Raw genomic sequence first — 15012 nt, forward strand, 5'->3', positions numbered from 1 at the left:
CATACCGCTCGCTCCCGTCCGGCCAACTCGAGCGCGTCGTCGTATACGCCGCTCCGGACGCCTGCCGCGCCGGGCCGCTCGTTTGGCTATACGCCGCTTCGGAGGCTTGACGCGCCGAGCCGCGCATTTGCCTATACGCCGCTTCGGAGGCCTGACTCGCCGGGCCACGCATTTGGCTATGCGCCGCCTCGGACGCCTGCCGCGCCGGGACGCGCGTTTGGCTATACTCCCGTCCGCGCACGCGCTCTGACGACAGGAAATCCGCCATACTCGCGGCTATTCCATACAGCTGAATCGGCAAGAACAGCGCCATCGCCGGCTCGACGAAATAGGCCGCCGCGGCGATGAACAACGTCGCGAGCGTCTGAGCGGCACCTTTCCACGCTAGCCCGCGCTTCATATACGCCAGCAAGTCAAAGCTGATGTACAGAAGGATCGCGATCGTGTCCAGGGCCTGCCGGCCGTCCCCGTAAGTCGTGAAGACGACGTATAGCAGCAGGACGAGCTTGAAGCCCATCAGCCATGTTTCGGGCCGCAGATCGCGCTCCATCAGCGGCGCCCCTCTCCGGTCAAATAATAGATCGCGATTTGCGTACGATGTTCGAGCCCTGTTTTGCCCAGAATGGATGTGATGTGGTTGGCGACCGTGCCCTCCGACAAGAAGGCTTGCTTCGCGATCTCCTTGTTGGACAGTCCTTTCGCGATCAGCGACATGATCTCCAATTCCCTCGCCGTAAAGAGGTCCTTGTCGATGTTCGTTCCCGCGCCGTTCTTCGCCGGTTTCTGATCCTCCGCTTGGCTCATCAGGCCAGCGGCAAGCTTCTCCATTACGACGTCCTGCAGCACATGATGCCCGTTATGTACCGTGCGGATCGCATCGCGGATTTCCTCGGGATCATTGTTCTTCAAAAGATAACCTTTCGCCCCGTTTCGAACCGCCTCCGAAATGAAACGATCCTCGTCGAACGTCGTCAGAATAAGCACCTTCGTCCGCGTCCGCTGCGTGATTCGGCCCGTCGCCTCCACGCCGTTCATATTCGGCATCTGCACGTCCAGCAGCGCGACATCCACCTCATGCTCTTCGCAATAGGCCACCGCCTCCGCCCCATCCTGCACCGTCGCCAGCACCTCGAACTCCTCGAACGTAGACAAGATGATCTTCATCCCTTCCCGGATGAACGAGTTGTCGTCCGCTATCAATACGGTAATTTTCAATGTCTCCGCTTCCCCTTTACAACAATTCCTCCGGCTTATAAAACTCTGCTTCAAGTTTCCTAAAGTCGTTGTCCCATGTTAGTACAGGCAGCCGCGAATAAATGGCCTTTGCTGATAAATAGCAATCAACAAAATCCAGGCTTGACCTTTTAAATTCTTGAAGTGACTTTTGTATAATGCCTTCCTCTTCGAACTCGACATCCGAATATTCCATCAATGCAAGCAGAGCATTTCCCGCGTCCTCTTGCTTAAATTTGTAGTATTTCGTCAATATCCAACAAAGCTCCGTAACTACTGTAGACGTCACGACTAGCCGGATAGCTTCTCTTTCGAATAATGTCACCAATGTTTGGATCTGTGCTTCATCGTCGCCTGTTAGAATTCGTAAGATCACATTCGTATCTGCATAATATCTATTTGCCATCGCGCTCTGTAACCTCTTTGTGTTTTTGTACAACGTGCTCGGCAATTGCTCGCTTAGCTTCGTATTCGTCGTATTTGATATCAGTCTTAAGAATACCAAACAGTTCAACGATTGACTTTTTCTTTGGTTTAACGACAACTTCGCCATTCTCATTCAGTATGAATGCCAGGCGATCTCCTTTCCCAATGTCCCAATGTTCCCTAAGGTCGCTAGGTATGGTTAGTTGCCCTTTCTCCGTCATCTTCCCAGAGTATAGTTCCTTCATCCTTTCACCCCTCCAAAAGTATTACTTTAAATTTAACAAATGTATTACTTTTATTCAAGACATCGAATGGTTGAGCATTGCTTGTTACCCGCTTGTTTTCGAAGCGCCTTCAATGAGTAGAAGCAAAATAAGGAATACTTAAACATTTCTTAATGGGTGGTAAAACTTTGTTGGGTACACTCAGGTGGTCGATATGTGAACGCACAAAAATTCCCCGACCGTCGAGGCCGAGGAATTCTCGTGCAAATAACAAGCTTGCTCAGTTGTTAGCGAACCCGAATCTCGCCGTCGTAAGATGCGATGACGCCATACAGATCCGGACGACGGTCGCGGAAGATGCCCCACTCAATGCGCTGCACTTCGAGCTGGTCGAGATCGAACTCGGCGACAAGCACCGTCTCTTCGTCGCGCCCCGCCTCGGCCACCATGTTGCCCTGCGGACCCGCGATGAACGAGGATCCGTAGAAGTTGATCGAGGAATCTTCGTCGCCCTCTTCGCCGATGCGGTTGGACGCGATGACCGGCATCAGGTTGCAAGCCGCGTGGCCTCTCATGCACATCTGCCAGTGGTCCTTGGAGTCGATCGTGCCGTCCTGCGGCTCGGAGCCGATCGCCGTCGGGTAGAACAGCAGCTCCGCGCCCATTAACGCCATGCTGCGTGCCGCTTCCGGATACCATTGATCCCAGCATACGCCGATGCCGATCTTGGCATAACGCGTCTTCCATACTTTGAAGCCCGTATCGCCGGGGTTAAAATAAAACTTCTCCTCATAACCCGGTCCGTCCGGGATATGGCTCTTGCGGTATTTGCCAAGCACCTCTCCGTCGGCGTCGATGACCGCGAGCGAGTTGTAGCGCGCGTAGTTTTTCTTCTCGTAAAAGCTGATCGGCAGCACGACGTTCAGTTCTTTCGCGATACCGCGGAAGTGATTGATTGCCTTGTTCTCTTCCAGCTCCGTCGCGTAGACGTAGTAGTCGGCTTTCTCCTTCTGGCAGAAATACGGCGTCTCGAACAGCTCCTGCAGCAGGATGATCTGCGCTCCTTGCGCCGCCGCTTCGCGTACCAGTTTCTCTGCTTTGCGGATATTCTCTTCTATATTCGTTGTGCAGCTCATCTGAGTAGCTGCTACTTTAACGGTTCTCATGGGTATGTTGGCCCTCCTTGTTGTTTCTGTTACGCCCGGCGAGCGGGCATTTGCTGCGTCGTGCAATGGACGTTGCCGCCCTCGCGAATGATGGCCATGCCGTCAATCGTGCGGATCCGGCGATCCGGGAACGCCGCCTGCAGCTTCCGGGTAGCCTTGCGGTCGGTCTCCTCCGCCGCTCCGCCGAACACTGGCAGGATGATGCCGCCGTTGACGAAGTAGAAATTCAAATAACTCAGCGTAAGACGAGACTCCTCGTATTCGGCGTAAGGCGGCTGCTCGAGCTCGATAACCTCCAGCCTGCGGCCCTTCGCGTCTACCGCTTCGCTCAAAATGCGGCGGTTTTCCTGCGTAATCGCGTAGTTGGCGTCGGATGGATCATCGCATACTTGCAGGATAACCTTGCCTGGCGCCGCGTAGCAAGCGATGTTGTCGACGTGACCGTCCGTCTCGTCGCCGCTAAGTCCGCGCTTTAGCCAGATGATGTTGTCTACGTTAACGAACTCTTTGACATAACCTTCGATCTGCTCGCGGCTAAGCTCCGGATTGCGGTTCGTATTAAGCAGGCACTCTTCTGTCGTAAGCAAGGTGCCTTCGCCATCCGTATGGATAGAGCCGCCTTCCATGACCAACGGGGCGTCGAATTGTTTTACGCCGACATGCTCCAGAATTTGCGGCGCTACGGCATCGTCCAGATCCCATGGCGAATATTTGCCGCCCCAGGCGTTGAACTTCCAGTTCACGCCGGCCAGCTCTCCATCGCGGTTTACGACGAATGTCGGGCCATTATCGCGCAGCCAAGCATCGTTATGCGCGATAGGCAGGCATTCCACGGCATCGTTGCCCGCAAATAGCGAGCTCACTTTGTCGAGATCCTGGGGATTTACGACAATCGTGATCGGCTCGAATTCCGCAATGGCATTTACCAGCTCCGCATAACCGGCGCTGACTTGCTCATAATGCTCGGGATAGACCATCGAGGCTTGTACCGGCCAACTGATAAACGTACGTTCATGCTCCGTCCATTCGGCCGGCATTGTATAATTCAATTGTTTCGGATTCATATGAATTGGTTCCCCCATTATCGCAATCGCAAAGTACTTCAGACGTTCCTTACCGCTGAAACCATCCTTATCATATAACAAATCAACTTTGGTCTCAATTGCCGGATTTTAGAGGATATCCATCGTTGCGGCTTCCCTAAAGGATCTGACGTTGTTTCCATTAGAAAGGCGGGAGTAAGATGAAGAAAAAAGTGCTTATTGTTATCGGTTGTTTTATTGCCATTCTTGCTTTGACGATCGCAGGCGCAAGGTCCGTTTATAACGATCATCCCGACTTCTTCAACATGTTCAAAAGCTTCACCGTTCGAATCGACAATCAATCGGACTTCGATTTTGTGGCAATCGAGGCTGGCATTCTTCAGAGCGGCAATAACGGCGACATCGTGGAGACCGGCTCCAAAGATACATTGGCAAATCCCCTCGCCAGCGGGGACAAGGTAACATTCAAGCCTAAACTTAGCATTCAAGGCGAGGGCGGCATCTACTTGAAGGTGACCGATTCCAGCGGCAGAACGGAAACTTACGGCATATGCTCATACACGGAATCTTTGTCCGGGCAGACTGACGTTACTGTAAGCAATGACGGTGTGAAGATCGATCAGAATTGTTACTGACATCGGGTAGAAGTCAGCAATTTTAACTGTTAAAGCGGGACGGGCCGGCATGAAGCTTGTGTTTCTTGCGATAGCGTTCCGGCGTCATGCCCGTATGCTCCTTGAATACGCGGCTAAAATGCGAAGGATGCTTGAATCCGACCTCATAGCCGATTTCGGTAATACTGTTTCCGAGCTCGATCAATTCAAGCTTGGCCTGGTAAATTCGGCGATGCATCAAATGCTGGAAAATGGTCATGCCGGTCACTTCTTTAAAGGTTTTGGACAAATAATATTTGTTTAAATGCAGCTCGTTTTGAATGGCATCAAGCGTGATCTCTTCCCTGAACGCGGCTTCTATATAAGAAATAATGGATTGAACATGCTGTTCCTTAAATGTTGGGAATGACGATACCGTTTGAAGTGGCTTTTCGCAAAGATCATAAATGAGAATGAGCAGATCCAGAAGACGGGCCTGAAACCGCAGATGGGCATGAGGTTTATGCTGAAGGTACAACTCTTCAAGCTTTTGCAGCTCGGCTTCTACTTCGGCCTTGTCTTCGTTTCGAAGCTGCAGCCGGATATTGTGAAGCTTCTCGAAGGGCGCAAGCAAATCCGGAGCGGAGGCAGGCTGAATATATTGTTTGAAGAAAGAGGGATCGAAGTGCAGCGTGGTGCGTATGTAAGCATCGTTATTGATGATATGCGCTTTGTGCAAAGTCATGCCGTGCATCAGCAGCATATCGCCTGGCTCCAGTACATGAATGCGGTCGTTAATCAAATAATTGACCTTGCCCCCGCGAAAATAATAAATTTCATAATGGAAATGGGTATGGTATTTCGTTTGATTGTTATAGCTGGTCGATGTGACCATTATAAAAGGAGTCTTAATTCGCATCTTGTTATTCATTTGAATTCCTCCTGCAAGTACACTTATTATACACCAACCACAGTCAAATAAAAATTTTATTACATAAATACGAATGAAGTTCCCCTCTTCTCGCAGTGGTACGATACAACTAAGCGACAAGGGTTTTTTGCAGGATTTGACAATAAATTCGAGATGATAAGGAGCTCACCGGAAATGGAATTTATGCGTTTAGGCGTTATTGGACTTGGAAATATGGGCAAAGGACATATCCGTTATATTTTGAAAGGAGATGTTCCCGGGGCGAAGCTGACGGCAGTCAGCGACAACGCGGAAGCGGGGAGGCAATGGGCAAAAGATAACGTAGATGAAGGGGTTAGCATTTATGCCGATCCTTATGAAATGATGGATTCCGGCAAGGTTGACGGAATATTGATCGCAACTCCGCATTATTCGCACCCGGAACTGGCAATTGCATGCTTCAAGCGCGGTTTGCATGTCATGGTTGAGAAACCTGCCGGTGTATTTACCAAGCAAGTTCGCGAGATGAATGACGCCTATGCCAAAACAGACGTAAAATTCAGCATGATGTACAACCAGCGTACAAACCCGTTATACCGAAAACTGAAAGATTTGGTGGACAGCGGGGAGCTTGGCGAAATCAGACGAACCAACTGGATTATTACGAACTGGTACCGCTCGCAAAGCTACTATGATTCAGGCAAATGGAGAGCGACATGGGAAGGCGAAGGCGGCGGAGTTCTGCTGAATCAGGATCCGCATCAACTCGATTTGTGGCAATGGACGATCAGCATGATGCCAAAGCGGGTTCGAGCCTTCTGTTATTTTGGCAAACATCGCGATATTGAAGTCGAAGATGATGTAACGGCTTTTGTTGAATATGAGAATGGGGCGACTGGCGTATTCGTAACGACAACCGGTGAATCGCCTGGCACCAATAGACTCGAAATCAGCGGCGACCGCGGAAAAGTTGTCATTGAAGACAACAAGCTGACCTTTTGGCGCCTGCGCGAATCCGAACGGGAATTCAATGCAAACTTCAAGGGTGGCTTTGGCCAGCCGGAATGTTGGAAATGCGATGTTCCTATCGTTGGGGAAAATTCGAATCATAGAGGCATTATGCGCAATTGGACAAACGCGATCTTGCATGGCGAAGAGCTGATCGCTCCGGGCGAGGAAGGCATTAAAGGCCTGATGTTATCCAACGCGATGCTGCTATCCACCTGGATCGACAATTGGGTGGACTTGCCGATTGACGAAGAATTGTATTATGCGCAGTTGCAGGAAAGGATCGAAAGCTCTCGTTACCGGAAGCGGACATAACATCGAACTAGGCATAGGCGCATATGGGCTTCACAGCTTCGGATATTCCTTCCGGGTTGCGGAGCTCTTTTGGCATTTCGGTGCGTTCGACTATAATGCTGACGAATATGCCAGTGGCGGACAGCACGAATAGAGAGGGGGCTAGACGTCCCCCTCCTACTCGCAATGAAACTATTAAGCTGTAAGCTGACGACTAAATCAAGTCCGATTGCTGCAAGAGCCTCGTTACAATGACAGCAACCTCCGCACGCGTCATATTGTTTTTCGGCGCCAATACATGGACATCCCGTCCATTAATGATTCCAGCCTTCAAGCAGGATGCGATGCTTTGTGCGGCATAGTCGGAAGCATCGCCGACATCCTCGAACATGGACAGCAACTGTTCAGCTTCATTCTCGGCAAGCTCCACGTTCAAGCCGGTTAATTTCATCGCTCTAGCTGTCATGGTCATGGCTTGCTCACGCGTGATTTTATCCGCAGGCCTGAATGTACCGTCTTCATATCCTTCTATGAGCCCATACTCGTGCGCGATGGCAACGGCATCATAAAACCAGTTGTCTTTGGTTACATCATCGAAAATATCCTTACCGGTACCGGAGCGCATAACCCCGAGTCCCCTAATGACAATCGCGGCGAATTCCGCGCGGGTAATATCTCTTGCAGGCTCAAACTTGCCTTCTCCGTTGCCATTAATCACAAGTCGGGAGCCTAAATCATTGATCTCCTCCTTGGCCCAATGCGTATGAACGTCCGCAAAGGTCTTGGGGCTTGAAACAACCGAATAGACGCTATTGGTCAAGCTTGCGATTTGAGCATAAGGCTTTCCGTCGATGATAACGACTTTTGTAGGCACATGTGACAAGGAGCCGTCAGAGCCCAGGACAACGCCTGTTGTGATCGTGCCCGAGCGGGAACCCTCGGGGAGCGCAATGTTTCTTTGCACATAACCGTCGAATTTTGAAATCTCCACATCGCTACTGTTGCTGCTGCTGGCGATGATCTTGAATTCTATCGGCTGTGCAACAATCTGATAACCTTGACGCTCCGCAGTGTCCTGCACCAGATTTACCGTATCCGCTGCAGGCGTTGCTATCGTAATATGGACCTTGATGTCCTGCAAGGACAACTGAGTTCCCAGCTGACGCGACACGGAATCCATTTTGATTTGCGCCGCTGCCAGCGTATAAGTTGCCTTGTCTGTTATGATCAGCAGCAGCGTCTCCTTTGCTTCCAGAAGCTTCACCATCTGTCCCATCAACTCCACGACGACCTTGTCGGATTGTGTATTCACCGGAATGGCAATCGTTGCGCCATTGTTCTCCTGGGACAGCTTCTGCTCCAGTCTGGCAGAATCGATGGTAACGATTGTGACGCTATTGCCGTTCTCTTGAGTCGTAGTTTCCGTACTGATTCCGACTGCCGGTGTATCTCCACCATTGTTGCCCGTTGGCGGCGACGATGGTATTTCTCCACCGCTGTCGCCCTTGGCATTGACTGTCAAGGCGGCCGATTTCGTATCGGTTGCGTCGTCCATCCAGGCGGTTCCATCCCAGATTTGTTTCTGGAATGTAACCTCAACGAGGTATTGTCCTGCCGTCGAAGTGGTATAGCTGGAGGAATAGACCCCCTCGGTTACCGTGAATACCCCGGATTTTCCGGCTTCGGTTGAGCTCCATAGAGCGGGATAATACCGCTCCTCGCCTAGCTGAGCTCCGCTTTCATTCTGTCTGTCGCCTGCTGCCGTAATCGTTACCGCATCGCCTGCCGTAGCGCTGCTGCGGCCGAGGGTTACGGTGTTTTTGGAAGCGTCGGCCGTTGGAGGCAATGGTGTTTCTCCACCGTTGTCGATCTCGGTGACTGTCAATAGGGCCGATTTCGTATCGGTAGTGACGTCAAGCCAAGCGGCTCCATTCCAGCTTTGCTTCTGGAAAGTAACCTCTATGAGGTACTGTCCTTCTGCTGAAGTGGTAAAGGTGGAAGTGTAAACCTGATCGCTTAACGCGAATTCCCCCGATTGTCCAAGCTCGGCAGAGCTCCATTCAACGGGATAATAGCGCTCCTCACTCATCACTGTTCCGCTTTCATTCTGTCTGTCGCCGGTTGCCGTAATCGTTACCGTATCGCCTGCCGTCACACTGCTGCGGTCTAGTGTTATGGTGTTATTCGACGCATCGGCCGTAGGGACCTCCGTTTGCGCCTGCTTAATGCCTGTAACGAGAACATGGCGATAGGCCGTATTTACTGATGTTGTTCTAAAGCCTATCGAGCCTGTTGTCCATTCGGTTACGGGATTGGTCCATTCCAATTGTAATTCCCCATCCATATAACCCTTTATCGAATTCCCGTATACAAGCACTTTCAATGTATACCATTGTTTCGCCGCAGCCGTGATGGCCGTGCTGGATAAGAGTGTCATGGCTCCATCCACGGATTTGTATAATTCCAGTTTTTTGTTGTTTACGTTGAGCCGGTACATATAGAAATTTTTGTTATCCTGTACTCTGAAGACAATGCCTGCATTGGCATTGGAGATGTGAACACGTACATCGGCTTCATAGGAATAATCACTCCATGAATCGCCTTCTGTAAGGAGAAGGAGGGCCGTCGTATCCGCTTTTTGAACCAGGACATTCGAGTCTTCTTCCGATTCTACCCGCCAGGTGCCTCCGCTGGAGGTCCATCCTGCGGTATTCCCGTCCGCGAAAACATGACTGTAAAGAACGTTGTTTGGATCGGATTCTATGGGCAAGTCATCCGCCTCTATGATATGAATCGTAAAGCTCTTTTCATAAAAAAGTCCGCCTGAATCTGTGCTCCGCACCCGGATGCTGTAGCTGTCTTTGGTTTTGTAATCCAGATTAGTACGGAGAATCAGCGTGTTCCCAAGCACGGGAATGGAGAAGCTTCCATTGTCGGTATCTCCCTCTCCTGCTGCAAGCGTGTATGAAAATGTATCCCCTTCATCGGGATCTGCTGTGGAGAAGGCGCCAACGAAGCTGCCTACAGCCGTATTTTCCACCAGAAGATCATTTGAAAGCATCATATCGGTCGGCGCCAGATTAATGGCGGAAACGACGACATCGTCAAACTTCACATTGGCCGAGGTGGTTCGGAATCCGATGCCTCCTGTTGTTAATTCATCGACAGGATTAGTCCAGGTCGTCATCAACACGCCGTCCACATAAGCTTGGATCGTATTGCCTTGAAGGGCCACTTTTATCGTGTACCACTGCTTGCTAGGCGTAAACGCAGTGTCGGCAGCCTCTATACGGGTTAAGGTTCCGCCTGTGGCTTTAAACAGCTCCAGCCTCTTGGCGTCCGCATTGATTCGGTACATATAATAGTTGCTTGCATCCGCCGCCCTGAAGATCAGGCCTGCGTTTTCTTTGCCGTTTGCCAAGTGAGGATGCGTTCGGACTTCAAAGGCGTAATCGCTCCATGAAGCGCCCTCTTTGGACAGCAGGAGCGAAGCGCTGGTCCGATTCCCGCTGGATAGAAATTTTCCTGCATTTAAAGCTGCTTCATCCGTTATAACTGTCCAGCTATCCTCAGGCCGAAGGACCCACTTCTCAAGTGTCCCGTCTTCGAAGTCATCGCTGAAGATAGGCGGAATCGTATTGGCGAAGGCCACACCGCGCACATTTTCATTCCTCACGGATGCTTTCAGGTCGCTCAGGCTTCTCGCAAGCACGCCCTTTACATAAACGTCGGTGAACGTCAACCCGTTCACCATCCCGCCTTTGGTTGGATTTCCTTGAATCTGGGATGTGCCTCCCGTCTGGCGAACATTAATATTCTTGAACAGGATATTGCTTACATCTCCGGCTGTGCTGGTGGAAACCCTGAACCAATAATTCCCGAATTGATTAATGCCGACCCGTTCGATATCGATATTCTCGAACGTAACATCCTGAGCGTAACCTTCCACCGGAAGCGGATTGTTTGTAAAAGCATGGTCGACAAGCAGCGCTCTGGCGCTTTGATATACAAATGAATTCTTGATGGTTACGCCGATTTGGGGCGTGGTTATGCCCATGCCAAGCTTGAAAGCCGCGGTGCGGGTCCAGGCGAGGCAGTCGTCGAAGACCACGTTGGATAGATGCTCAATTGCGCCTGGCCAATCCTTGGACATACCCATTTGCGGCCAGGTTTTGGTGGAATAGGCATCGTCGTCCGAGATTGCGAGGGCATGCTTAACCAGCACGTTCTGACTTTCGTTAATATCGATGCCGTCATTCTCAAGCATGCGCAAATCCTGGAATACCTTATAATTGGTTATGGTTACGTTGTCGGAACGGACCACCATGAAGGTCCAGAAGCCGGCATCCCGCAGCATCAACCCGTCGAATGTAAAGTTGCTGGTCGCAATCGGCACCAACAGGTTGTTGATGAAGCCTTCCCCTTGCTTATGAGTAGAAGGGGCATTCGTCATCTTGCGATTTCGCATTTCAACCCCTTTGCCATCGATGGTTCCGCGTCCCCGCATGGAGATATTCTCAGAATCGACTGCCGTGCTGATAAAGTAGGTTCCATCTCTAGAGAGCGAATCCTTGCGGAAGTCGACCCGGTAATCCTCGCCTTTGCCCGTACCGACGATGACGGCGCCTCCGGCCAGGTAGAAGTCGACATTGCTTTTCAAGGTCAGATTGCTGGAGGTGTAGACGCCGGCTGGAATATAAACTGTGCCGCCCCCGGCTTGATGGGCGTCGTCAATGGCCTGTTGAATACCATTGGAAGCCATTGTAGCCCCTGTATTGTCCGCATTGTAAGGCGCGGCCGTCACATTGTAAATGCCGGGGCCGGAGGCGGCGGGAATATCCGTCTCCAGCGGATCGGCCGCAATGACAAGTCTTTTCCTTATCTTTGCCGGATCGCTTTCATCTACCTTTTCATTCGGATCTTCATTAATATCCACGATCAAGTAGGTAGAGGTAGACAGCGTAAACGTCAGCTTGTTCCCATCGACCGTTCCCTGAATATTTTTGGCCAGCGGGCTGATCGAATACGAGGTAATCGGTTTGTCAGCCGTAACCTCAATGATGACCGTTCCTTCGAAAGAAAATTGGGCGTAGTCATATTCAGGCTTGTAATGGATGACAGGAACCGCCTCATTATCCGCTTTCAATGAATAGACACTGGATGGTGCATAAATAGAGGGCATGGGGTAGTTCTGAATGATTGCCGCCCCCTCCGTTGTTTGAAGCAAAGGCGCATTGGTTTCCGCATTCGCGGTACCCGTTGAAGCTACAAATTCGGTTTCGACAATTTCAGCCGCACGGGCTGTTTGCGGCAACAACCCTGTGAGCATGACTGCAAATACTAATAAAAGACTCAACACTTTTCTCATAAACCTACATACCTCCGTAAGATCAATATTCTCCCCCTGATGACTACACTGGGCCCCGCTTCTGCAAGCGCTATCAATATAAAGCGATTCTGTTTATCTCGGTTGCCCCCTCTCCTGGAATCATTCATTTACTATAATCCTTGTTGCTATAGAAAGGAGTGAGGTAATCTCACTCTCGAGGGATAAAATTGTAAGGTTACGCCCAAAACCGGATCTGCAGCGAAGAGGACTCGATGGCTCGATCGGTGTTGTCGAACCATTAGAATTTATCCCAAAAGAGTGAACCTGCCGCACTCTTTTTTGACCGATCAGAGATTATAATCGAATTTGAGAGAAAACCTGGATAATGAGGGGGGACCCAATAAAGGGCATGTTTGCTCCGAAGAATGACAGCGCTTTCCGAAAATCGTATGCAAGGACATTGCCCGAGCGGGGTCCTCGTAGCTTAACATCGGTGGGCAGACAAATCTAAGGAGGCAATGATACATGACAAAAAAAACGATCAGTATGTTGGTTGTGCTTGTCCTCATGATCGCGGGGGCCTTACCGCAACCGCAAGCGGCCCATGCAAACGGGAATGCCACGATTCAAAATTACCCCATGCCATCCATTTATACCGCATCCAGCGTGTATTCAGTAAGAGCGGATAGTCAATCGGTACCCGTCATTAGTTATATGCCCGATTATGATTATGCGCAATTTTCTTTTGACGGCACGGTAAGTATCGAGGTGACCTTTAATGCGCCGATTACCTCCTATTCCATCAGTCCATTGGCCAAAAACATCGAGGGTACGGTGAACGGAAACAAGCTCACGTTTTCGCTGTCTTCCTCCACCTATGTCATTGTGGAAATCAATGGCTTGCGGAAGAGGCTGGTCATCGCGGCGGATCCCTTGGAGACCAATATTCCTCCATCCTCGGGCGCCGGTATTTATAATGTAACCCATTCGCCGTACAACGCGGACAATACGGGGGCCGCGATGGCATCGGGCGCGATTCAGCGGGCGATCGATGCGGCCCATAATGCCGGCGGCGGCACTGTGTTTATTCCGGCAGGCGTATATAAAAGCGGAAATCTGACGTTAAAAAGCAATGTGACCTTCTATTTGGCCGGAGGAGCCGTCATTGTCGGCACGGGCAAAGGCGAAGACTACACCAATGATTTCCGCAAGACTTCGCGAAATGCGGACGGTACGTATTTTATTCGGACGACCGCAGGCTCCAGCAACATTACGATCCGGGGACGGGGAACCATCGATGGCAAAGGCATAGCGATGCGGGAGCGAAAGATGCCGGCGCCGAACAAAAATGAAGGGTTTCTGAATAATCTGCTGGTTCCGATGCAAACCTCGAATTTTAATTTTGACGGTCTCATATTGCGGGACGCCGGCTTCTGGTCGTTTATGGTGGTTCGTTCCGACAATGTGACCATCAAGAATTTGAAAGGATTTCAGGACTTATACAAAATCGAGAATGACGTGATCGATATCAACGAGAGTCAGAACGTGCTTGTCCAGCATTCCATTGCCATCTCGGATGATGACACGTACTCGACTAAAACCTGGCTGCAGACGGGAATGTCCAGCGGGTGGCCGGGAGCGCTCGAGCAATTGGAGAATGTGGTCTTCGATGACGCGTTTGCATGGACAAGGTGCGTGGCGTTCAAGATTGGCCAGGGAGTGGCTCAGGCGCAAATCGGGGTGACTGTCCGCAATTCGTATGTGTATCAGAGCGCCAGAGCCTTGCTGATTGATCATGGCTACACCATGAACACGCTTCCGGAGGAAGGCTACGCCAGGCGGATTACGTTTGAGAATATCGATATTGAACGAGTAGACGTCAATCAGTTCGGGAATTATTGGCTGGGGATCTCGACCAGCACCTCCGGCGATGTCAGCGATATCGCTGTGAAAAACATCAATATCCGCCAGTTGGGGGCGCAGCAATCCAGACTTTCCGGGAATGTCACCAGAGGCGGAATGGTGAAAAACGTTATGTTCTCGGATGTTTACGTCAAGGGCAAGCTCGCGACGAATCTGACAGACTTGAAAGTTTCTGTAATCAATAGCAACGTAACCGGCGTAACCTTTGCCAATTCCAGACCGTTGCTGTTCGGCGACAATTTCGAAGGCGGCAATACGACGGGCTGGACGTCAGTTGCAGGCAGTTGGAGCGTACCGACGGATGGCGGTAATAACGTGTTGTCCAGCGGAAGCCAGACCATCACGTCTTTGATTACCGCCAACGCCGGCAACGCATGGACGGATTACGAGTACGAAGCCAAAGTGAAGATGGCGATTACGAATGCCAATGCAGGCATCGTATTCAGAGTCCAGAACGCCAATAACTATTATATGTACCGAATCAATGCAGCGAATCAGATGCTGGAATTGTATAAATCCGTGAATGGACAAATGACGCTGGCTGCCAGCGCTCCGTTCGCAGCGGGGAGCAAGAAGTGGTATAACCTCAAGGCGGTTGTTGAGGGGAACAAGATTATTTGTTATGTAGACGGGCAAGCAGAGATGGAATGGACAAATCCGGTAACGGAATTGACAACGGGAGGAGTCGGATTCCGGACCACCTCGGCAGGCGTTCATTTCGACAATGCGGCGGTTTACCCGATCACCCGGTTCAGCGATGATTTTGAAGATGGAAATACGACTGGCTGGACATCGTCTTCCGGTTCGTGGAGCGTGACGGCAGACGGGTCGAAAGTGTTGACGCAAGCCGCCTCAGCCGCCGC

Annotated in this window: 10 protein-coding genes and 2 pseudogenes; 3 read left to right on the forward strand and 9 right to left on the reverse strand. The window is 50.9% G+C overall.

The window, feature by feature from the left end:
* The 7 genes and pseudogenes from PAT3040_RS07085 to PAT3040_RS07110 all read right to left on the reverse strand — a co-directional run.
* On the reverse strand, nucleotides 1–550 hold a 550-nt coding region (locus PAT3040_RS07085), incomplete at its 3' end, for a hypothetical protein (RefSeq protein ID WP_146200377.1).
* Nucleotides 550–756: pseudogene (locus PAT3040_RS39875) on the reverse strand (response regulator transcription factor); the annotation flags it as partial. The pseudogene PAT3040_RS39875 and the gene PAT3040_RS07085, both read right to left, overlap by 1 nt.
* Before the next feature lie 62 nt (nucleotides 757–818).
* Nucleotides 819–1164 (reverse strand): annotated as a pseudogene (locus tag PAT3040_RS39880) (response regulator); the annotation flags it as partial.
* A gap of 67 nt (nucleotides 1165–1231) precedes the next feature.
* The gene (locus PAT3040_RS07095) at nucleotides 1232–1639 is read right to left on the reverse strand and encodes a type II toxin-antitoxin system VapC family toxin (RefSeq protein ID WP_181376478.1); all 408 of its coding nucleotides are present in this window, start codon (nucleotides 1637–1639) and stop codon (nucleotides 1232–1234) included.
* Nucleotides 1629–1904 (reverse strand): AbrB/MazE/SpoVT family DNA-binding domain-containing protein, encoded by a 276-nt coding sequence (locus PAT3040_RS07100; protein ID WP_108992042.1) that lies wholly within the window; start codon nucleotides 1902–1904, stop codon nucleotides 1629–1631. The genes PAT3040_RS07095 and PAT3040_RS07100 overlap by 11 nt, the downstream gene beginning before the upstream one ends.
* 266 nt (nucleotides 1905–2170) lie before the next feature.
* Nucleotides 2171–3049, reverse strand: a complete 879-nt coding sequence (gene aguB / locus PAT3040_RS07105) for an N-carbamoylputrescine amidase (protein WP_087568224.1) — start codon at nucleotides 3047–3049, stop codon at nucleotides 2171–2173.
* 29 nt (nucleotides 3050–3078) lie between these two features.
* Nucleotides 3079–4113 carry an agmatine deiminase family protein gene (locus tag PAT3040_RS07110; RefSeq protein WP_108992043.1) on the reverse strand — a complete coding sequence of 345 codons (1035 nt, stop codon included), beginning with the start codon at nucleotides 4111–4113 and terminating at the stop codon, nucleotides 3079–3081.
* A 179-nt stretch (nucleotides 4114–4292) separates the two neighbouring features.
* Here PAT3040_RS07110 and PAT3040_RS07115 point away from each other — a divergent pair, with 179 nt between their 5' ends.
* Nucleotides 4293–4727: a hypothetical protein gene (locus tag PAT3040_RS07115; protein ID WP_087568223.1), complete on the forward strand. Its 435-nt coding sequence runs from the start codon at nucleotides 4293–4295 to the stop codon at nucleotides 4725–4727.
* A 22-nt stretch (nucleotides 4728–4749) separates the two neighbouring features.
* On the opposite strand, the gene PAT3040_RS07120 is transcribed toward PAT3040_RS07115, so the two are convergent.
* Entirely contained in the window at nucleotides 4750–5616 is an 867-nt protein-coding gene (locus tag PAT3040_RS07120) for an AraC family transcriptional regulator (RefSeq protein WP_087568222.1), read from the reverse strand.
* Between the two features lie 174 nt (nucleotides 5617–5790).
* Between PAT3040_RS07120 and PAT3040_RS07125 the strand changes: the two genes are divergently transcribed.
* Entirely contained in the window at nucleotides 5791–6918 is a 1128-nt protein-coding gene (locus PAT3040_RS07125) for a Gfo/Idh/MocA family protein (protein ID WP_108992044.1), read from the forward strand.
* Between the two features lie 193 nt (nucleotides 6919–7111).
* On the opposite strand, the gene PAT3040_RS07130 is transcribed toward PAT3040_RS07125, so the two are convergent.
* Nucleotides 7112–12265 carry a 3-keto-alpha-glucoside-1,2-lyase-like domain-containing protein gene (locus PAT3040_RS07130; RefSeq protein WP_108992045.1) on the reverse strand — a complete coding sequence of 1718 codons (5154 nt, stop codon included), beginning with the start codon at nucleotides 12263–12265 and terminating at the stop codon, nucleotides 7112–7114.
* Between the two features lie 486 nt (nucleotides 12266–12751).
* On the opposite strand from PAT3040_RS07130, the gene PAT3040_RS07135 reads away from it, so the two are divergent.
* Nucleotides 12752–15012 (forward strand): 3-keto-alpha-glucoside-1,2-lyase-like domain-containing protein (locus PAT3040_RS07135; RefSeq protein WP_108992046.1); only part of this gene is annotated, 2261 nt, incomplete at its 3' end.

It is taken from the genome of Paenibacillus agaridevorans, from assembly GCF_003112455.1.
In the GTDB taxonomy this organism is placed as follows: domain Bacteria; phylum Bacillota; class Bacilli; order Paenibacillales; family Paenibacillaceae; genus Pristimantibacillus; species Pristimantibacillus agaridevorans.